The sequence below is a fragment of the Pseudomonas sp. F(2018) genome (assembly GCF_005508865.1).
Lineage (GTDB): Bacteria > Pseudomonadota > Gammaproteobacteria > Pseudomonadales > Pseudomonadaceae > Aquipseudomonas.
The window spans coordinates 920146-940638 of record NZ_SCOM01000002.1; the positions used below are offsets into that span (position 1 = coordinate 920146).

General features: G+C 60.9%; 17 protein-coding genes. 5 read left to right on the top strand and 12 right to left on the bottom strand.

The features are described from left to right. Positions 1-8: 8 nt before the first annotated feature. The 9 genes from FFS62_RS12320 to FFS62_RS12360 form a co-directional block, all read right to left on the bottom strand. Positions 9-1277, bottom strand: a complete 1269-nt coding sequence (locus FFS62_RS12320; protein WP_305955893.1) for a DUF4157 domain-containing protein — start codon at positions 1275-1277, stop codon at positions 9-11. Further along, positions 1243-1530: a hypothetical protein gene (locus FFS62_RS12325; protein ID WP_137973104.1), complete on the bottom strand. Its 288-nt coding sequence runs from the start codon at positions 1528-1530 to the stop codon at positions 1243-1245. The genes FFS62_RS12320 and FFS62_RS12325 overlap by 35 nt, the downstream gene beginning before the upstream one ends. After that, entirely contained in the window at positions 1527-3422 is a 1896-nt protein-coding gene (locus tag FFS62_RS12330; protein ID WP_137973105.1) for an ATP-binding protein, read from the bottom strand. Before FFS62_RS12330 ends, FFS62_RS12325 begins: the two co-directional genes overlap by 4 nt. Next, positions 3419-4729 (bottom strand): DUF4255 domain-containing protein, encoded by a 1311-nt coding sequence (locus FFS62_RS12335; RefSeq protein WP_137973106.1) that lies wholly within the window; start codon positions 4727-4729, stop codon positions 3419-3421. Before FFS62_RS12335 ends, FFS62_RS12330 begins: the two co-directional genes overlap by 4 nt. Continuing rightward, positions 4726-5496 (bottom strand): hypothetical protein, encoded by a 771-nt coding sequence (locus FFS62_RS12340; protein ID WP_137973107.1) that lies wholly within the window; start codon positions 5494-5496, stop codon positions 4726-4728. The genes FFS62_RS12335 and FFS62_RS12340 overlap by 4 nt, the downstream gene beginning before the upstream one ends. Next, positions 5493-6179: a hypothetical protein gene (locus FFS62_RS12345; protein ID WP_137973108.1), complete on the bottom strand. Its 687-nt coding sequence runs from the start codon at positions 6177-6179 to the stop codon at positions 5493-5495. Before FFS62_RS12345 ends, FFS62_RS12340 begins: the two co-directional genes overlap by 4 nt. A gap of 5 nt (positions 6180-6184) precedes the next feature. Further along, entirely contained in the window at positions 6185-6709 is a 525-nt protein-coding gene (locus FFS62_RS12350) for a phage tail protein (protein ID WP_137973109.1), read from the bottom strand. An 11-nt stretch (positions 6710-6720) separates the two neighbouring features. Then, positions 6721-8301 (bottom strand): phage tail sheath C-terminal domain-containing protein, encoded by a 1581-nt coding sequence (locus FFS62_RS12355; protein ID WP_137973110.1) that lies wholly within the window; start codon positions 8299-8301, stop codon positions 6721-6723. Positions 8302-9049: 748 nt separating this feature from the next. After that, complete coding sequence (locus tag FFS62_RS12360) at positions 9050-9415, bottom strand: DUF3302 domain-containing protein (RefSeq protein ID WP_137973111.1); 366 nt, start codon at positions 9413-9415, stop codon at positions 9050-9052. 853 nt (positions 9416-10268) lie between these two features. Between FFS62_RS12360 and FFS62_RS12370 the strand changes: the two genes are divergently transcribed. Genes FFS62_RS12370 through FFS62_RS12380 form a run of 3 tightly spaced genes read left to right on the top strand, consistent with a single transcriptional unit; the run spans position 10269 to position 16125 of the window. Then, positions 10269-11531, top strand: a complete 1263-nt coding sequence (locus FFS62_RS12370; protein ID WP_137973112.1) for a TolC family protein — start codon at positions 10269-10271, stop codon at positions 11529-11531. After that, entirely contained in the window at positions 11528-12988 is a 1461-nt protein-coding gene (locus FFS62_RS12375) for an efflux RND transporter periplasmic adaptor subunit (protein ID WP_137973113.1), read from the top strand. The genes FFS62_RS12370 and FFS62_RS12375 overlap by 4 nt, the downstream gene beginning before the upstream one ends. Beyond that, complete coding sequence (locus tag FFS62_RS12380; RefSeq protein WP_137973114.1) at positions 12985-16125, top strand: efflux RND transporter permease subunit; 3141 nt, start codon at positions 12985-12987, stop codon at positions 16123-16125. Before FFS62_RS12375 ends, FFS62_RS12380 begins: the two co-directional genes overlap by 4 nt. A gap of 75 nt (positions 16126-16200) precedes the next feature. Here FFS62_RS12380 and FFS62_RS12385 read toward each other — a convergent pair whose 3' ends face one another. Beyond that, on the bottom strand, positions 16201-16476 hold the full coding sequence (locus FFS62_RS12385; RefSeq protein WP_137973115.1) for a metal/formaldehyde-sensitive transcriptional repressor: 276 nt from the start codon (positions 16474-16476) through the stop codon (positions 16201-16203). Positions 16477-16541: 65 nt separating this feature from the next. Between FFS62_RS12385 and dmeF the strand changes: the two genes are divergently transcribed. Further along, a complete protein-coding gene (dmeF, locus tag FFS62_RS12390) occupies positions 16542-17486 on the top strand; it encodes a CDF family Co(II)/Ni(II) efflux transporter DmeF (protein ID WP_137973116.1) in 945 nt (314 codons plus the stop codon). A gap of 281 nt (positions 17487-17767) precedes the next feature. Here the strand turns inward: dmeF and FFS62_RS12395 are convergent, their stop codons facing one another. Continuing rightward, entirely contained in the window at positions 17768-18097 is a 330-nt protein-coding gene (locus FFS62_RS12395) for a four-helix bundle copper-binding protein (protein ID WP_137973117.1), read from the bottom strand. 302 nt (positions 18098-18399) lie between these two features. Next, complete coding sequence (locus FFS62_RS12400) at positions 18400-18753, bottom strand: DUF305 domain-containing protein (RefSeq protein WP_256662206.1); 354 nt, start codon at positions 18751-18753, stop codon at positions 18400-18402. 334 nt (positions 18754-19087) lie between these two features. Between FFS62_RS12400 and FFS62_RS12405 the strand changes: the two genes are divergently transcribed. Beyond that, positions 19088-20413, top strand: a complete 1326-nt coding sequence (locus FFS62_RS12405; RefSeq protein ID WP_137973118.1) for an OprD family porin — start codon at positions 19088-19090, stop codon at positions 20411-20413. Positions 20414-20493: the final 80 nt, after the last annotated feature.

Here is a 20493-nt window from a genome sequence, read left to right on the forward strand (position 1 = left end):
GCCAGCTCCTACTTGGTCGGCGCGGTGGAGGCGCCGGGGTTCTTGTAGAACTCGTCGAACGCCTTGACTGCGGCATTGAAAGTCGAGGACTGCACGTAGTTCGCCGACGCATGCTCAGCCGTCACAGTGCCCTTGGCCGGATCGCTGATGGTGAAGCCCCAGGTCAGCGTCGCGTAGATGTAGCCTGTGTCGACAGCTTTCGCCGCCGTCTCAAAGCTGAATCGGCATTTGTTACTCCAGCCGGGGTAGTCCCAGAGCGATGCCTCATTGACGGTTTTGCCGGCCTTGCTGCCGTCCTGGCTGCTACTTGCGTTGGGCCAATAGTCGCGGTAGTAGGGCGATACGGCTGGGTCTGCCTTGGCCGTACGTGGCGATGCTGCCGCTGCTGAGTGATCAACAAAGAAGCCCGCTTCAACGCCAGTACTTTTATCCGCTGTAGTCTGTACTTTGTTGCGATCAGCCTCCGCACCGGTCCAAACGTAGTCCTTCCCTGTGCCCAGGTCTTCAAGCCTCACTATCTGCAGCAGACGAATGTTTTTTGAGTCTGGCGCGGTGTCGGCGGCGGTGAACTTAATCGTGCCGCTCATACCACACTTGGCCCCAGGATGGCTCTCGGTCTTGAGGTCGGTCTTGAAGGTGCCGTCGGTAGACTTGTATTCCTTCTTCAGATCGCGCTGCACATGCGGCGCCACGTTACGTTGCACCCGGCGTAGCAGCTGATCGCGCATGGCCAGAGACGGCGAGGGCGCACGCTCGACCAGGTCGGCCAGCGCATGGGCTTCATGCTCGGCAGGGTCGTTGGGACGACTGATGGCCAGATGCTCGCCCGGCGTTACCGCCCGACCACCCTGTTGCACCGTGTGAATCGCTTCGTGTGCCAGCAGGTGCTGGCGCTCTCTGAGCGTCAGCCCTATGGCTTCACTTCCCAGGTGAATATCCCGTCCCAGGGTGTAGGCGCGAGCGCCCAACTGATCAGCTGCGGTCATGGATGCTCGGCCGCTATGAACGCGCACCTGGCTGAAGTCGTGATTCAGGTGGGCGCCTAGGCGCTGCATAAGTGGCTGCGGGAGTGGGGCGGCGGACTCATCTGCTGCCTGGCTCAGGGCCTCCGCCGGAGCTGGCTTGTTCGCCCTACCCGGAGGCAAGCTGGAAGCCTTGCTGCTGGGCGCCACGGTACTGCCTTCTGTATGGGAGTGTTTCATTGCGCTGCTTCCTAGTTGAAGAGAACCACCGGCCCGGTCCCTAATCCCGCGTGTTGACTGGAGGTGCGGTGTCATTTCCTGGGCGAAGACCACTCACAATCCCTCGGGCCAGAGCCGGCCCTAGCCCTTCACCCGCGTAATCCGGGTAGCGCACCTCACCGATTTTCATCCGTGCTTGATGGCCAACAGTACTCAGCGTTTCGCTCATGCCCGGCGCGGTAAGCTGACGCTGTAGTTCTTGTTGCAGCTCGGCAGCCAGAGCCTCGATCTCTACCGGGGCGATACCACGCAACCGCAACCGGTCGATATGCAGCACGATGCGAGTCATACCCACCCCCGGGTTTCTGTGTCGGAAATCGGCTTATCGCATTTCGCCGCGTCGATATGTGCCGCACGTAACAGGTGCTGCATGCTCACCGGGGTTCTGGCTTCCGCGGCAAGGAAGGCTGCACTTAGGGCGATGTTGCGGATGGTGCCGCCCGGCACGGCGAGGCGGGCGAGCTTGGCGTAGTCCAGCTCCGCCAGCGGTGTGGCGGAAGGGAACACACCACGCCACAGCGCCTCGCGCTGAGCCGCATCGGGGAAGGGAAAATGCACCACGAAACGCAGGCGGCGCGCGAAGGCGGTATCCAGCGCAGCCTTGTGATTGGTGGTGAGGATCGCCAGCCCGCGATAGGCCTCCATGCGCTGCAACAGGTAGCTGACCTCGATGTTGGCGTAGCGGTCGTGACTGTCCTTGACCTCGCTGCGCTTGCCAAAGAGTGCGTCGGCCTCATCGAACAGCAGAATGGCGCCGAGCTCCTCGGCGCTGTCGAAGACCTTGCGCAGGTTCTTTTCGGTCTCGCCTATGTATTTGCTGACCACCACTGACAGGTCGATACGGTAGAGCGCCAAACCTAGGGTATTGGCCAGCACCTCGGCGGCCAGGGTCTTGCCGGTGCCGGAATCGCCCCAGAACAATGTGGCGATACCCAGTCCGCGCTTGCTCTTGTCGGCAAAGCCCCAGTCGTGATGCACGGTCAGCCGATGGTGGGTGTGCACGGCGATCTGTTGCAGGGTTAGCAATTGTGATTCGGGCAGTACCAGATCGGTCCAGTTCGCCAGCCCTGTAATGGGTTTCGCCAGCTCACTGAGCCCCGGTGTCTCGCCGCGACAAGCCAGGTGCAGGCGGGAACTATCCGCCTGGTCGCCCAGCTGGGCGGCGATGCTGGCGATACGCCGGGCGCCGAGGCGGTACTGGCCAGCCAGCGCATCGAGCGTCGGTGCCAGCTCGGCGGCGTACTCGCCAAATGCCTCGTGCCACAGACGACGTTGTTCGGGCACCTCGGGACGCTCGACGACAAATGTTTCGCCATCGAGCGCACAAGGCACACGACTAGCTACCAGTACCAGGCCATCGAGGCGGACCAGGAAATGGTCGAGCACCTTGTCGTCGTCCTGGGCGACTATCAGCAGGGCGCTGCCGAGCAGGGCCGCTTCGCGCTGCCAGAGGGTGGCCAGCACAGATTGTTCATGCACTGAGCTTGGGATGTCGGCTGCATGCAGACGGAGCAGCGCAAATCCCAGGTGCTGGGCGATAGCGGCGGCGACGTCCTGCTGGCCGAACGGATCGTCGCCATAGAGCAGGATTGGCCGCAGCCGCGCACGATTCTGTTGCAGGCGCTCGATGGCTGCGCTGACCACCGCACCGTGTGCATGGCACATCAGCCCCGGTCTGGGTACCGCTTGTAGTAGTGGCTGCAGGCGATGATCGAGGTAGTTGATGCCGCCGATGAAGTGCAGAACCCGTTCGTCGACACGCAGGCGGCCAGCCGTCAGTCCGGCGCTCTCATCGACCTCTAGCAGCTGCCAGCGGCGCAATGGCTCCAGCGGCGCCAGGGCGCTCCAATGCGGCGCAGGCAGGGCGGCCAGGGCCAGGCCGAAAGTCGCCCAGGGCCTGGCCGTATGGCCGCTGGCCTGGGCGCAGAGCTGCGCCAGGCGAGCATCCATTTCCACGCCGGCGCAGAGCAGCAGCAAATCACGCTCGAAGGCACTCAGGGCGAAGAGCTGGACCAGAGTATCGATGGCCGCCGGTTCGTTCAGTGCTTCGCGCAGCCCGGAGATGCGTACCTGCGCCTCATCAGTCGAGCCATCACCGAGCAAGGCTCGCAGACGGGCGAACTCGGCCACCAGCAACTGCTGGTTGGCGGTCGACCAATCCAGAGCAGCGGGGGCGTTCATGTGATGGTCAGCCGTAGATCGAGGAAGGTCGGCGGGGTGGTGCTGTAGTTGACGATCGGGCTGTCGATGCCGTCGATGCGCAGACGCACCAGATGTTGGCCGACTTCGGCTTGCTCGATCAAGAAGTCCAGGCTGGCCGTGGGCGCGGTAAAGCTCTGTGGCGGCACTTCACGCTGGCCGACCAGCAGCGTGGCGCGCTGGCCGGCGCGCAGCTCAGGCGTGAACTCGATGGTCACCAGGGCATCGCCGCCGCCATCACGGGCCACGTTCTGCGGCAGGTTGGTGATGTCCGGCGCCAGGGTGAAGGCCAGGCGATTGCTTTCGCGCGGCACACTTTCGCTCGGGCGGATCAGGCGTGCGTTGGCCTCATATACACCCACCGGGAAATCGGCGGCACGTGCCAGGGGAATCAGCAGCTCCATCTGCTCCGCGGTGTTCGCGCCGCCAGCCGTCAGCACATCGCTCACCTCGTAGCGGGGATTGCCGATGCGAACCCCGCGGGAGCTGCCGTTCAGGTGGTGGCCGCGTAACACAATGCCGTGCCCGAGCCGCGCCACCGGCTGGCCGGCGGCCGGCACTATGGCCTCCAGCGTGGGCAGGGCCGGCACCAGGCTGGGCGAGACCATCACACCGCGCTCGCGCCCGGAAATCGGGTCCACTTCGCCGCGGCTCAGCACGGGAAGCGGGGCAAGGGCAGGGCGGGTGGCCTCGATCAGCACCACCGAGACTTGGTAGGCGGCGGTAGGGCGCAGGCTCGACTGGGTGGCCGACCACAGCTTGGAGCTTTCCTCGGCGTTGAGTGCCAACGGCGTGATGCGCAGCAGCTCCACCTGGTCGGCCAGGCCGCATTCGGCCAGGGCACGCAGTGCCGGTGGCAGCACCACACCCACGTCCGGCGACGGGCTGAGAGCGGTGCGAATCATCTCCCGGGTGATAATGGGGAACTCATGCATCAGCTGCATGGCATAGCCAAGCAGTATCTCGGCATGCAAGTCGCCGCCACTGTAGGCGGAAACCAGGTAATACAGGTCCAGCGCCAGCGGTTGGTTGGTCAGGCGCTGCCTGCCGCTCGAGTCATGGGATGGCAGCCCCTGGTTACGCCAGCTGGCATTAGGCATGACCTGATAAAGGAACAGGTTGAGCTGGCTCGCTTCGGTGCCATCGGCCGGCACCACGCGGTCGGGCGCCAGCACGCTGACGTTCACCGTGCTGCCGAGAATGCCGGCGACATTGTGGTTCACCAGCCCATCGTTGAGCCGGTCGCGCAGCACGGCGGTGACGCCGGCCAGGGCCAGGGCGGTACTCATCGGCCGTCTCCCTTGCGCTTGGCCAGGTAGTCATCCAGCGACAGCGGTGCCGGCCCCTTGCGCGCCTCGCGCTTGCTCGGTGCGCTTTCCTGGATGGCGGTGATTTCGATTCGGCCGATATGGATATGCACTTCATCCGCTTGTTGAGGGGGCGCTTTCGCGGCGCTCGGTGCAGCGGTCTGCCTGACCGGCACGGTACTGGGAGAGAGCAGGGTGGCCGGCAGGGGCAGGGCGCCGCTCGCCTTTTGCGAAGCGATGTCGGTCTGCAGATAATCCGCTCTTGCAGCGCCGGTCATGTCGAGCCGTGTATGTGGCTCGGCTCCGCGCATGTGCTCGGGCTTGGCTGCATCTGCATCTGCATCTGCGCAAGGTTCGATGGTTGGCGGCTGGGGGAGTGCTGCAGGTGCATCGGGTGCGCCTAAAGCGGGTTGCCAGAGTGGGGAAAGCGGCTCGGGCAACACGATGTCGGCCGGTGCTTCCGGCGCGCTGAGTCTCGCCAAAGAGGGGCGAACATGGGCGGCATCCCGCGAATTTTTTTCACTGTCAGCTGCCGTAGCCGGCTGACTGATGGCGGATTCGTGACGCGGCGCAAATGGTGTCGAAGGCTGCTCCAATGCTGCCCTTGGTGCCTCTGGCAGCGAAGTGAGCGGGTAGTCCAGTGATGGCTGCTCGAGTGCGCCGCGATAAGGCAGCGCAGCCGACGAGTGCAGTGTCGCCGCGCGTCTGCCGCTGGCCTGCGTCGCCAGACGAGTGAAAAAACCGTTCATGGTGCTACCCTCGCCAGATAGGCGCTTCGCCGCGCGGGGCTCAAGGCCAGGATCTCCGCCTCGCTCCAGCCATAGGCCTGGGCCAGCAGATGCACCTCGTTCAGCAGCTTGCGGGCGCTGACATCGACTTCCTCCCACAGGTAGCCCGCTACGTCTAAACCGGCCTCGCCATCCCCGCCACAAGCCGGGCACTGGAAGGCCAATGACAGGTCGGCCCAGGGGTCGGCACTCTCCAGTGCGCCTTCGATCTGCTCGCGTGGAATACCCGAGACGTCGGAATTTCCGGCGCATCCCAGCAGCAATTGCTCAGCCGCCAGTTCCATATCGACCATCTGGGCAACGCGAGCCAGGTCGCGGCTGGTCGGACAAAGAAAGCGCTGCCCGGCCACTTCGACGGACTCGGGTGGTGGCTGCATGGCTGGCAACTGATCCGGCATCAGCTCGAACTCCATGCGCTCGCCGCAGGATGGGCAGTCCAGCCAGAACGCCATGCGACTGCCGAAACTGCTACAGCGCAGCCGCATCAGCGCCGCATTGCATTCGCCGAGCGGCCGGTCGGCCAGCTGCTCGGCGGGGATGTCCGGCGCCGCCTGGGCGAACAGCAGCAACGCACGGTCGAGCGGGTGTCTTGCCGCGCCGTGTTCCCAGAGCGCCAGTAGCCGCGAGGAGGTGAGAGGCAACATGCTGCTCAGGCCGGCTCGGTGTAGCTGGGTTCGGTGGGCTCGGTCACGTCGTAGTCACGTTCCCAGCCCTCGTTTTCCAGCTTGATGGTCTGGATGGCCACCGCATTGGCATTGGCGTCCAGGTCCGGCAGGGCCTGGAACTCCGACACCCAGCAGCGGAACACCTTGTAGGCGAGGGCGAGTTGGCCTGCCTCGTTGTACACCTCGATGATCAGGTCCTTGCGAAAGTCCTTGAGCGACACCTCGGCGCCGAGGCCTGCGCCAAAGTTCCACACCTTGTTGGCCCACTTCTCGAACTCGGTGTCGTTAGTGACACCACGCTCCAGGGTGATGGCCTCGAACTTGGTGCGCCCGGGAGACTTGCGCGAAGAGGAGGGGTCGCCGCCTTCGCGGTGCTCGACCATCTCGGTGCTCCGTTTGAGCGAGCCCACCTTGCTGATGCCGGCGACGTAACGGCCGTCCCATTTCACCCGGAATTTGAAGTTCTTGTAGGGATCGAAACGCTGTGCGTTGACGCTGAACTGGGCCATGTCAGGTTCTCCTAGACGTCGATCTGCCCGGCCATCTGCTGCAGCTTGATGACCACGAACTCGGCGGGTTTGAGCGGGGCAAAGCCAACCAGGATGTTCACCACCCCGCGGTTGATGTCGCTCTGCGTGGTGGTTTCACGGTCGCATTTGACGAAGTAGGCATCGCGCGGACTGGAGCCCTGGAATGCACCTTGGCGGAACAGGTCCTGCATGAAGGCGCCGATGTTCAGACGGATCTGCGCCCACAGCGGCTCGTCATTCGGTTCGAACACGACCCACTGGGTGCCGCGGAACAGGCTTTCCTCGAGGAACAGTGCCAGGCGGCGAATCGGCACGTACTTCCATTCGGACGCCAGCAGATCCGCCCCGGCCAGGGTGCGCGCGCCCCAGACCAGGTGGCCGGCGACCGGGAAGGTGCGCAGGCAGTTGAGGCCCACGGGGTTGAGCACGCCGTTCTGCCGGTCGGTCATGGTGTAGCTGAAGCCCTGCACACCGGAGAAGGATGCAGCCAGACCGGCTGGGGCTTTCCACACGCCGCGCTGTACATCGGTGCGCGCCATGATCCCGGCCACCGCGCCGCAGGGCGCAAACTCGGCCAGGCGGTTTTCGGACAGCGGATCGGCCATGCGCAGGCGCGGGTAGTAAACCGCCGCGTTGATCGCATCGTCGTTGCCGATCGTTGCGCGCAGCGCGTTCACGCCATCCTCGGCGTCGGCAATGGCGGTGCTCGGGGTGGCCGTCCAGGCGGCCGGAGAGTCGATGATCAGCATGGCGCGACGCGTCTGGCAGTAGCTCGCGGCTGCCGCCAGCGTGGCGGGGTCGAGGTCGGTGTCGCGCTCGAGGGGAGGGATGCACAGCAGGTTGAACAGGTCCGCCGCGTCCAACGCGAAGATTCCGGTGCGATCGTCCTCATCGCCGGTGATGGTGGTGTCCTCGATCGGATCGCCGTCCTCGCCGAGGCTGCCTGCTGTGGTCGCCGTACCATCGTCGTTGGCGACGGTGAGCGTGCCGTCCGTGGGGCTCTCATCGACGGGTGCCGAGGCCTGCACATTGACCAGCGCCGATTGCTCGTTGAGTACGGTGTCGACGAAACGCGGGCTCAGCGGATCTACCGACAGGTTGCGGAACACCTCCGAGGCAACGGTGACAGTGCCTCCAGGGCGATCCAGCTCTTCGATCAGCAGGTTGAACAGTAGCGTGTCGGCGGTATCACGCGTCAGGTGATCGACCGTTGCCTGCAGCCGGCTACCCCAGACTCCCGGGCTGGCGGCCTCCAGCAATAGCGAGCCGGTGGCCGTGGGCAGTTCCAGCGTTGCGGTGACGGCTGCGTTGGCCACGCGAACGATCAGCGCATCGCTGCCGCCATGCTGGAAGAACTGCAGCACCGCGTAGCTCATGGTGCTGGGTTGCCAGAGGCCGCCGAACAGGCGCGAATATTCCGCGAAGCTCTGGACGCGAACCGGATCGTCGATCGGCCCACGCAATGCGCGCCCGATGAACGCCGTGATCGAGGTGGCGACGCCGGTAATGCTGCGCACGCCGCTGGGCACTTCTTCGATATAGACGCCGGGGTAACTCAGGTTGGAAGGCATGAGCTGGACTCCTCAGAGAGAATCTGATGCCCGGCCTAATGCAAAGATGGCGCGCATACCGGGCATGGAACTACTCGGTGCACAAGTTGGATCGATGCGGACAATGCGATGCGCGCAATCAGGAAAGACGAGCGTCCAGGCCCAAATGCGGCGGAGAGGAAGTAGCTTTTGCTTCCGTCCATGAAAACTAGGCGTCAAACGCGGACTGCAGGAGCCCGATTGGCCATACGGCCGATGAATCTATTTCTGACCATAGGTTAGCGAAGCCGGGGCGCAATGCTGTCACTGTGCCAGGCTGACGAGAGGTATGGAGGCCGGGCGATAAACTTAACGTAAGTCACATTATGCGAAGCTTGAAAGCTTGGGCATCGAGCCTGGTAAATCGATCTGTATAAGTTCGCATAATGTATATTATGTTAAATGATATATATCACTGGCCCGATTCAATTCCAGCCAAAGCTCTTGCGATTGGCTGAATTTGAAACCAATAGCAGCTGAACCCATTTCGTCCCCCGAGCTTGAAAGCTAAATTTGAAACTACGACTGCGCGGCTTCGACAAATTTGAAACTCCATTCTCTTCCCTTCTTGCTTCTACACACAGTAGCGCTGGAATGGTAACGGCTTCCTCTGGTGGAACAACTTGTCCTGGCCATTGTCAGCCTGACGGCAGATCGACTCGACCCGAGACGGTCACGATGCTGATCGACAAACATCCTAAGCCGGTTAGTACAAGCAAAAGTCCATAGCTCAGATTCTCTCGCCTGAGTCGATCACACCCGAATCTAGTGGCGGCCCTGCATAGCCCTCCAGCTGTTCGATACGCTGCTGCAGTTCAGCTACTTGTTGCTCAAGGCGAACGACACGGCTTTGCGGGCTGCTATCGTCAAAGCCCCAGCCGCGATCTTCCCGGTAAACGGTCGCCCATATCCAGAGGAACGGCCAGAGCGCATGCAACGTGAACATACTGACCCAGCCGGCTACATGGATCGAGTCCTGATGGGGGTGGTTGCGCTGCTTGGCAATTTCGCAAGGGATGTCATGAATGACAATCATCCCGTAAAACAGCACCAATCCAACAAAAATCAATAAACCTAGTGCAAAGTACTCGAGCATAGTTTTTTCCGTTCTTTGCTTGTTTTGCCTGATTTTTAGGCGCCGTGTATCATTGATACGCTTGCTCCAGGACTTCGTTGGCTCTACGCCTCCCCTTGGAGAAATCTGAAGGCCCGCCCATCAAGGCGGGCTTGTTTTTTGGCTACCCTTCCCCGCTCAATACCAGCTGCTCCCTCCGCGACACCCCCGCTGCCTAATCCCGTTCTCGCAGCCCAACTTGCGAATCGCCGATGCTTGATCGGTATGTCTTCGGGACGCCAATCACATTGTGTAGGTAGCCTAGCGAATGGTCAGGTTGGACCTGCAGCCTAGGAGCTTGATCGAGATCAACGAAGTGCTGAAGTCGTCCTCAAGAGCACTCATGCTTTGGAGCAATCTGCTATCGTCGCGTTATCGCCATGCTCGGTGACTCGCTGTGCGTCAAATTGGAGTGGTTCTGGTACTGATTATTAGCCTAGTGCTGCCGAGTTTCGGCGGTATGGCTTTCAGCATGCCGGCACAACCTTGCCCGATGCAGAGCAGTGATCATCAAGGTCCTGTCATGGCTGATGCCCCCTGCTGTGAGCACATGGATAAATCCGATGGGCTGGCCGGCAAATCCCCCTGCAAATCTGGCCAGGAATGCAAGACCGGAGGTCTTCTTCAGACTGCCGTGATTAAGACTATCTCCCCTCGCCCTTCACGCCCCGAGTCGCTACTGAGCCAGTCGGTGATCAAACGGGAGCCCGCAGAGCTCTGGCGCCCTCCTCGCTTAGCCTAATGCACTGATCCATCGCGTCTGCGCTGCAGGTGCGCCGTTGCTACCTTGCTTAGCGCAGTAGTGACTTCGATCAATCGCATTGGAGGCGAAAGCATGTCCGCTTTCCTTTTCACACGCCGCGGCTACATGGGCGTGCTGGCTGCCGCATTCTGGACGGCGCCTTTTGTTGCTGCTCATGCGCAGCCCCTGACATTTGAACGTGCACAAGCACTCGCCGAGCAGACCGCCCCCGAGAACCTCGCGCGACAAGCGCAGGTCGCATCGGCGCAGCAGTCAGTTGAGCCTGCGGATGCCCTACCCGATCCCAAACTGATTCTCGGCGTCGACAACCTACCCATCGAAGGGCCTGATCGCTACACCCTCAATCGGGACTCCATGACCATGCGCCGCATTGGATTCATGCAGGAAGTACCCAACAGCGACAAGCGCCAGGCTCGACTCCATCTGGCTGAGGCGTCGGTTGTCCGAGCAGAGGCCGAGCAGCGAGCCATGCAGTTGGAGATCAAGCGCCAGACGGCATTGAGCTGGCTGGAGGTCTACTACGCCGAACGCAGTGTTGGCCTCTTCGATCAACTTGAGCGGCAGATCGACATGCTCCGCTCGACGGTGCAATCGCTGATCGCCGGCGGCAGCGTTCAGCCTGGTGAGCTGTTGCAGGCCGACCAAGAAGCTCTGGCACTGCAGGATCGGCGAGATGAACTGAACCGCGATGTGGCGATTGCCCGGGCCAAGCTGCGGCGCTGGATCGGCAACGAGGCCGATCAACCTCTGACGGGAAACGTGCCCAGCCTGAGCCTTGAAGCTCCACATTTGCAGCACCGCTTGGTTCAGCATCCTGACTTGCGAGCAGCATCGGCCCGGGTTGGCGAGGCCAGCGCTGAGCTGGACGAGGCGATCGCCGAGAAGACGCCTGACTGGGGTGTTGAGCTTGCCTACAACAACCGCGACAACCAGTTCGGCGACATGGTGATGGTGCAGTTCACCTTCGACCTGCCGATGTTTGTTGGCACCCGCCAGGGGCCCAAGATCAACGCCAAGCAGCAGAGCGTGGCGCAGATGGAAGCCGAGCAGGAAGTGCTGCTGCGCGCCCATCAGGCCGAGCTGGAAAGCGGCCTGGCTGAGCTTGAGCAACTACGCAGAACCCTGACGCGCACCGAAAGCACTGTGATCCCGCTGGCTAGCAAACGCGCTGATCTCGAACTGGCCGCCTATCAGGCCGGCAACAGCCAGCTGACATCCGTCATCACCGCCCAGCGCGATCTGATCGAGGCGCAGCTGCGGCAGATCGAACAGCAGCGCAAGCTGAGCCAGCTCTCCGCAAGCCTGTATTACGCGTATGTGGAGGGACTGAAATGAAGGTTTCGGCATTTGGTTTTGCGGTCGCCATGCTGGCCGTTGGCATTGCGGCGGCAGGCGGTGGCTATTGGCTCGCCCAGAGGCAGGCCGGATATAACGTCATGCCAAGCAGCGCGCCGACGGATGAGCGCAAAGTGCTCTATTGGTACGACCCGATGCAACCGGAGCAGCGCTTCGATAAACCGGGCAAATCACCCTTCATGGATATGGAGCTTGTCCCCAAGTACGCGGGGGCGGCACAGGAGTCGTCTGCCCTGAGCGTGCCTGCTCAAGCCGTGCAGAACCTCGGAATGCGAACCTCAACGGTGGTCCGCGGTGTACTTCCCTCCGGTATCGAAGCGGTCGGCTCTCTGGCCTACAACCAGCGCGAGGTCGCGAACCTCCAGGCCCGCGCCGGCGGATTCGTCGAGCGAGTCTATGGACACGCTCCGGGCGATGTGTTGCCCGCCGGCACGCCCCTCGTCGACCTCCTAACTCCCGAGTGGTCTGCAGCCCAGCTGGAGTTCCTGGCGGTACTGCGCACCGGTGATGCCCGCCTGATCGCCGCGGGCCAGGAACGGCTACGGCTGCTGGGCATGCCGCGCGCACTGATCGAACAGGTTCGACGCAGCGGCAAACCGCGAGCGGTGCAAACCCTCACCACTCCTATCAGCGGCGAGCTCCAAGCCTTGGAGGTACGCGCGGGGATGACCGTCGAAGCAGGGCAGGATCTGGCGCGGGTCAATGGGCTGTCCACGGTCTGGCTCGATGCTGCGATTCCCGAAGCAATGGCCGGAACGGTTCAGATTGGGGCCGGCATCCGCGCCACCCTGACGGCCTTCCCCGGGCAACCGCTACAAGGCCGGATCATCGCTTTGTTGCCGAGTGCAGACCCGCAAACGCGGACGGTCACCGTGCGCAGCGAATTGCCCAACCCTGCTGGCAAGCTGCGCCCTGGAATGTTCGCGGCCGTGAGCCTGAACAGTGGTGTCGAGCAGCCCATGCTGCTTGTGCCAAGTGAGGCAGTAATCCGTACGGGCAAACGGGCACTGGTGATGCTGGCCGACGGTGACGGGCGCTACCGCCCCCAGGAAATCACCTTGGGCCGCGAAGCCGATGGGCGCCTGGAGGTGTTGTCTGGCCTTGAGGAGGGACAGGCTGTCGTCACCTCTGGCCAGTTCCTGATTGATTCGGAGGCCAGCCTACAAGGCGTCATGGCCAGCAGCGCGGAACAGGACAATACGAAGGGGCTACATGAGTCCCATGGCGTGATTCGCGCCCTGGATGCGCAGCAGGTCACCCTGGAGCACGGGCCCTTCGAAAGCCTGAATATGCCCGGCATGACCATGGCGTTCCCTCTCGCCAGCCCCGAGGTGGCCGCAGGCCTCAAGCCCGGCGACCCTGTGCGCATCGGTGCCCGGAAAACGGACACCGGTCTGATGATCGAGCTGCTCAGCAAGGAAGGAGGCCAGCCATGATCGAGCGCCTGATTCACTGGTCGATCGGCAACCGCTTCCTGGTGCTGCTGGCGACCCTGTTCATCACCGCGCTCGGCCTCTGGTCGCTTCGCAGCACGCCGCTGGATGCTCTGCCGGATCTGTCCGACACCCAGGTCATCATCCGAACCAGCTTTCCCGGCCAGGCGCCGCAGATCATCGAGAACCAGGTGACCTACCCGCTGGCCACCACCATGCTCTCGGTGCCGGGGGCGAAGACGGTGCGCGGCTACTCGTTCTTCGGTGACTCCTTCGTCTATGTACTGTTCGAGGACGGTACCGACCTCTACTGGGCTCGTTCGCGGGTACTGGAGTACCTCAACCAGGCCCAGGAGCGCCTGCCCGAGGGCGTCACCACCACTCTGGGGCCGGACGCCACCGGCGTGGGCTGGATCTACCAGTACGCCTTGGTCGATCGCAGCGGCAAGCATGACCTTGCCCAACTCCGTGCGCTGCAGGACTGGTTTCTCAAGTACGAGCTGAAGAGCCTTCCCAACGTCGCCGAGGTGGCCACCCTAGGCGGCATGGTCAAGCAGTACCAGATCGTGCTCGACCCCCAGAAACTGGTGGCCTATGGCGTGACTCAGCAGGAGATTGAGGCAGCCCTGAAGAGTGCCAACCAGGAGACCGGCGGTGCCATCCTGGAGCTGGCGGAGCGGGAGTACATGGTGCGAGCCTCAGGCTATCTGCAGAGTCTGGAAGACTTTCGCAATGTTCCGCTGCGGGCCACAGCAAGCGGGGTTCCGGTGCTGTTGGGCCAGGTGGCCACCATTCAACTTGGGCCGGAGATGCGCCGGGGCATTGCCGAGCTGGACGGCCAGGGCGAAGTGGTCGGCGGTGTGGTCATTCTGCGCTCTGGCAAGAATGCCCAGGACACCATCCAGGCGGTGAAGGCCAAACTGGATGCCTTGAAAGCCAGCCTGCCCGCCGGCGTCGAGGTGGTTACCACCTATGATCGCTCCCAACTGATAAATCGCGCCATCGACAACCTCAGCTACAAGCTGCTGGAAGAGTTCGTGGTGGTCGCCCTGGTTTGCCTGATCTTCCTCTGGCATCTGCGCTCGTCTCTGGTAGCGATCATCACCCTGCCCTTGGGCATCCTGATGGCCTTCATCGTCATGCGCTACCAGGGCATCAACGCCAACATCATGTCGCTTGGCGGCATCGCCATCGCCATTGGCGCCATGGTCGATGCCGCGGTGGTGATGATCGAGAACGCCCACAAGCACATCGAGGCCTGGAAGGCCCGTAATCCTGATGAACAGCTCCATGGCGAGGCGCACTGGCGGGTGATTGGCGAAGCCGCGGCCGAAGTCGGGCCAGCATTGTTCTTCAGCTTGCTGATCATCACCCTGTCCTTCCTCCCCGTCTTCACACTGGAGGCCCAGGAAGGCCGACTCTTCGGTCCGCTGGCCTTTACCAAGACCTATGCCATGGCGGCCGCTGCCGGACTATCGGTCACCCTGGTGCCGGTGCTGATGGGCTACTGGATTCGCGGGCATATCCCCAGCGAGCAGCATAATCCTTTGAACCGCTGGCTGATCAATGCTTACCGGCCGGTGCTGGAGTTTGTTCTGGCCTGGCCCAAGGCCACGCTTGCTATGGCCTTGCTGGTCTTCCTCTCCAGCCTCTGGCCCCTCAGCAGACTGGGTGGCGAGTTCCTACCGCCCATGGACGAGGGCGATCTTTTGTATATGCCGTCGGCCCTGCCCGGCTTGCCTGCAAGCAAGGCAACACAACTGCTGCAGCAGACCAACCGGATGATCCTCACGGTGCCGGAAGTGGCGCGGGTGTTCGGCAAGGCCGGGCGGGCGGAAACCGCTACCGACCCAGCGCCGCTGGAGATGTTCGAGACCACGGTGCAATTCAAGCCGCGTGAGCAGTGGCGCCCGGGAATGACGTCGGAAAAGCTCATCGAGGAACTGGATCAGGCGGTGAAAGTTCCGGGGCTGTCCAACATCTGGGTTCCGCCGATTCGTAACCGCATCGACATGCTGGCGACGGGGATCAAGAGCCCGATTGGGGTCAAAGTTGCCGGCACCTCGCTGGCCGATATTGAGCGCATCACCCGTGATATCGAAGCCGTGGCCAAGGATGTGCCCGGGGTAAGCTCCGCACTGGCAGAGCGCCTTACTGGCGGCCGTTACGTGGACATCCAGATCGATCGCCTGGCCGCAGCGCGCTATGGCCTGAGCATCGCCGACGTGCAGTCAATGGTGTCGGGGGCCATCGGCGGCAGCAACATCGGCGAAACGGTCGAGGGGCTGGCCCGCTTCCCGATTAGCCTGCGCTATCCCAGGGAGTGGCGGGACAGCCCGGAGGCTTTGCGGCGGCTACCGATTCTGACCGCGACGGGCCAGCAAATTACATTAGGGACTGTCGCCCAGATCAGCCTGACTGAAGGTCCACCGATGCTGCGTAGCGAGAACGGGCGTCTCTCGGGCTGGGTCTATGTCGATGTCCGCGGCCGGGACCTGGCATCGACTGTGCGTGAGTTACAGCAGCGGGTCACCGAGCGCGTCCAACTGGACGCAGGCATGACCGTCTCCTACTCCGGTCAGTTCGAGTTCCTGGAACGCGCCAATGCCCGACTGGCCTGGGTGGTACCGGCAACCCTGTTGATCATCTTCGTGCTGCTCTACCTGACCTTCAGCCGCTTCAGCGAGGCCTTGTTGATCATGGCCACCCTGCCCTTCGCCCTGTCGGGTGGTATCTGGCTGCTCTACTGGTTCGGCTTCAACCTGTCGGTTGCCACAGGGGTCGGCTTCATCGCCCTGGCCGGAGTCTCGGCCGAGTTCGGGGTGATCATGCTGCTGTACCTGAAGAACGCCTGGCACGCGCGTGTGAATGCAGGGCGCAACGACTCTGGGGCACTGCTTGAGGCGATTCGCGAAGGTGCTGTGCTGCGTGTCAGGCCCAAGGTGATGACTGTGGCCGTGATCATCGCCGGGCTGCTGCCGATCCTGTGGGGAGGTGGTGCTGGCTCCGAGGTCATGAAGCGAATCGCCGCGCCCATGGTCGGAGGCATGATCACCGCACCACTGATGTCCATGCTGGTGTTGCCGGCCGCCTATTGGCTGATGCGGAGACATACCAAAGCAAACGGTACCCCTTCATAGATCATCATCCTTCACTTGGGCCAATCCGAGACAGCTATGAGGTTTCAGTGATTGGCCTGGGTTCGTTGGATTGCCCTACTTCAGGTAGGAGCGGAGTACACCAACGACTTGCTCCAAGTCCTCGTGCCGCTGTTGCGGGGAAACATCATCTGCCCCCAAGTGTTCGCGGATGTGCCCCTCTAGCACTTCAGCCATTAGCCCATTAACCGCACCCCGGATCGCGGCGATCTGCTGAAGAATCGCGGCGCATTCACTTTCCTGTTCCAGCGCCTTTTCCAAAGCCTGCGCCTGCCCCTTGATACGTCGCACACGAGTCAGGAGTTGTTTTTGCCATTTAGCCGTATGAGCCATGGGGCACCTTAAGAGATTGGTATACTGGGGTATAGTATATTAGAGCTACTTAAAGGACACCCAGAATGCAGTCTCCCGCCCCCGCCAATCGCTGGCAACACTCCCACGTCTTTGATGAGGGCAACCCGCTGGCAGAAAGAAACACCCGCTGGGCTGTACTTCTGACCGCCACAATGATGGTGGCGGAGATTGTCGGCGGCTGGCTGTATAACTCGATGGCGCTCCTGGCCGATGGCTGGCATATGAGCTCCCACGCTCTAGCGCTGGGCCTTTCAGTGCTGGCCTACGCGGCGGCCCGACACTTTGCCAGCGATACGCGGTTTGCCTTCGGCACGTGGAAAATTGAGGTGCTGGGCGGCTTTACCAGCGCAATCTTCCTCGTGGGGGTGGCCATGCTCATGCTCTACCAATCGGTTGAGCGTCTGATCTCACCGTCACCGATTCACTACGATCAAGCCATCGCGATCGCTGCCGTTGGTTTGCTGGTGAATCTCGCCTGTGCGTGGTTACTCAAAGATGGCCATGCCCACCACCACGAACATGGTCATCACCATGAGCATGGCGCTCATGATCACCATCACGACCTGAATCTGCGCTCTGCCTATTTGCACGTCGTGGCAGACGCTGCGACTTCGGTACTCGCCATCCTTGCCCTCACCGGTGGCAAATTTTGGGGCGCTAGCTGGCTCGACCCGGTGATGGGGATCGTCGGTGCTGGGCTGGTTGCGATCTGGGCTTATGGGTTACTGCGGGACACCGGGCGCATTCTGCTCGATGCGGAAATGGATGCCCCAGTGGTCGCGGAAATCAGGGAAGTTATTGAGGCAAGTCCCATCCTAGCCACTATCACTGACCTACACGTCTGGCGTGTCGGCAAGGGGAAGTACGCATGCATCCTCGCGCTTGCCGTCAAGGATAGCGTCGAGCCGGACTACTTCAGACAAAAGTTGAGCATTCACGAAGAGTTAGTTCATGTAAGTATCGAGATTAATCGATGTGGCGCGAAATAACTGCATTGATTATTCGACCCTGAGCTTCGCTTGCAGCTTGCAATCTTGGTGTCGTTAGATAATAAGCCTGTTTAAATTGCCTGCAGGCAAGATTTCCTTGGTGCGACTCGGTCAGGCCAAATCGTTTATTAAATGGCAAGGGCGCTTGTAAGTCGTAGGATATTTGCAAAAATTGGGCTTCTAATTGACCGCCCTGAAGGGTGAACTGAAAACAGCCAAAAAATAAACGAGTAAGGTCTTATGGAGGGCGATGCAGCATTAAGTGCATCGCCCTCGGGCAGCTAAGCCGCCATTCGCTCACATTCTTCTGCACAGGCGAGGCAGGCTTTCGCGCACTCCTGACAATGATCGGATTGATGTTTGCGGCATTCCTCTCCGCAGGCCCTGCACACTTCTGCACACAATCTGCAGAAGGTTTTAGCGTATGTGCTTTGACGGCTCATCAGAATGGCCGCGAGAGTGCAGAAACTTGCGCAATCTCGATCAAGCTGAATGCACTTAGCCATCATCTGCACATCGCCCTCACGAAGGCAGGCTGACGCGCAGCCCTCACAGGAAAGAGCACAGTCTATGCAGGCTTGGATACAGGAATGAAACTGGGTATGTGTCATCATCGCTCTCCATATTTCGGTACGTTATGCCCACAGGCGGGGACGTCCAGAAAGACAGAAGCCGCGGGTGGACTTCGCTCGGCGCGGCAGGTTTCTATGAGTTGCCGAACAGCCAGCGTCGCATCTACGAAAAATTACGGGCTAGCAGAGCCCTGCCTACTTACACGAACACGGGTGTTGCGCGCTTGATGGCAGAAGTAGCCATAGATTTTTCTCCGTGGTCCAGATCAGCCGGCCCGACAACACACGACACTGAGCAGGCATGATTGAGCCTTGCGAGATTAGGCTTCAGGACACCTGGTTCATGGCTTTTTGCGCGCCTTCAGCCATTGATCGAGTGCGGCGATTTCTTTCTGTTGCGCGGTAATGATGTCCTCAGCCATACGGCGCATCTCTGCGTCTTTGCCATTTTTGAGCTCGGTTTTCGCCATATCTACGCCCATCTGATGGTGCATCCGCATATTCGTTGCGAAGTCGTAATCCGCGTCGCCGGTCATCGACATGCCATCCTGCATATGCCCTGCATTCTTGGCATCTGCAGATTCGTTAGCATTCGTCCAGGTAGGCGTTACTAACAGGGACATAGCGACAATCGCCATCGCACAGGCCGACAGCGTAAAGCGGCCAACATTAAGGTTGTCGTGTGGTTGTAACATAGTGAATCTCCGGAAAAGGTCGGGAGAGGCACCCCAGAATGATGTGCTTATTATCCCGAAGTGGATGAGCCTCAATCGCTCATGTCTACGACTCCCTGCGCAGTTTCTAAGTTCATAGTAACTTTCTGGCCATACCTGTTCGCCCACCAAGGCAAGAACTACGGGAGCTAGAAATAGGAGTTAATGACGCGCAACTGACGAAAAAGTAATTTTCAGGTCACCTTGGCGTTATTTGGCATGTGGAAGTATGTCGAAAGCGTGCCGCTTAACCGGAACGCTTGGGTACATATACAAATTCACAATTAAAACTGCCAAAAAGCATCAGGAGCGTTTTATGAACAACAAGTCTCTGTTGGGACTTTCTCTGATCGCCTTGAGCGTCAGCGTTGGGCAGGCTGCAATGGCCGCCGAGGAAAACAAAGAGGGATTTATCGAAGGAAGCAGTCTGAGCATCCTCAATCGGAATCTCTACTTCAACCGTGATTTCCGCAAAGGCCAATCAAGTAGCAGCGGAAACGGCTACTCCGAAGAATGGGCCCACGGTGTCATAGGCCGCTTCGAGTCGGGCTTCACGCAGGGCACCATTGGCTTTGGCGTCGACGCATTCGCCATGCTTGGAATCAAGCTTGACTCGGGTGACGGCCGTTCAGGAGCGGGTGGCTCGGTCGATGTCATGCCCTACAACAGTCTCGGCCAGGCCGAGGACAATTACTCCAAGCTCGGCGGCGCCGTAAAGACTCGCTTTCTCGACACTGAGATCAAAGTGGGCGATGTATTCCCTGTGACGCCTGTCGTGCAGTACGGCGATTCGCGACTGCTGCCGGAAAGTTTCCGCGGCGTCACCGTATCCAACACCAGTCTCGACGGCTTGGCTCTCCAGGGTGGGAGGCTGCACTCGATGAGCCAACCAAACTCCAGCAGCATGCGAGATGGCTTCGCAACCTTCTACGCAGGCGAAGTCGACTCTCCGTGGATCGCCTACTTCGGAGGGGATTACACGCTCAACGACAACGTTGGCTTCAGCCTTTACACCAGCCGCCTCAAAGATGCCTGGAACCAATACTACGCGGGCAGTACTTGGAGCTACCCGCTTGCGGATGATGTCGCCTTGATTGGTGGTTTGAATTACTACAAGGCCGTCGACGAAGGGAAGCAGCTCCTCGGCAGTTTTGATAACAACATTTGGAGCGGCAAGGTCGGCCTCCAGGTCGGAGCGCACACTGTGCTGGTAGGTCTCCAGCGGAACAATGGCAATGACGACTTCGATTACCTGCGCCAGTCCGACTCCATCTACCTCGATAACTCAATCCAGTACAGCGACTTCAACTCCCCAAAGGAAAAGTCGTGGCAAGTGCGCTATGACGTGGACATGGCGTCGTTTGGTATGCCGGGCCTGAGCTTCATGACTCGTTATGCGCACGGCTGGGATGCAGACTACAGCAATGCCAACGAGGTCTACATGAGACGGGATGACAATGGTGCTCCGCTCACCGATCAGAAACGCTGGGAGCGTGACATCGAGGTCAAGTACGTCATGCAGACCGGTTCGTTGAAGGACATGTCATTCCGCTTACGGCAGGCCACAACTCGAGCTACCGACTTCGAATCGGATCTAGATGAGTTCCGCCTCATCGTCGAATACCCGTTGGAAGTTCTTTAACTCAGCAGGTAGAGCAGCCTACTGCCGCTCTACCTACTAAGCTGCTGTCCCCTAGAGTGCTCCTTTGGTTTGGAGACAGC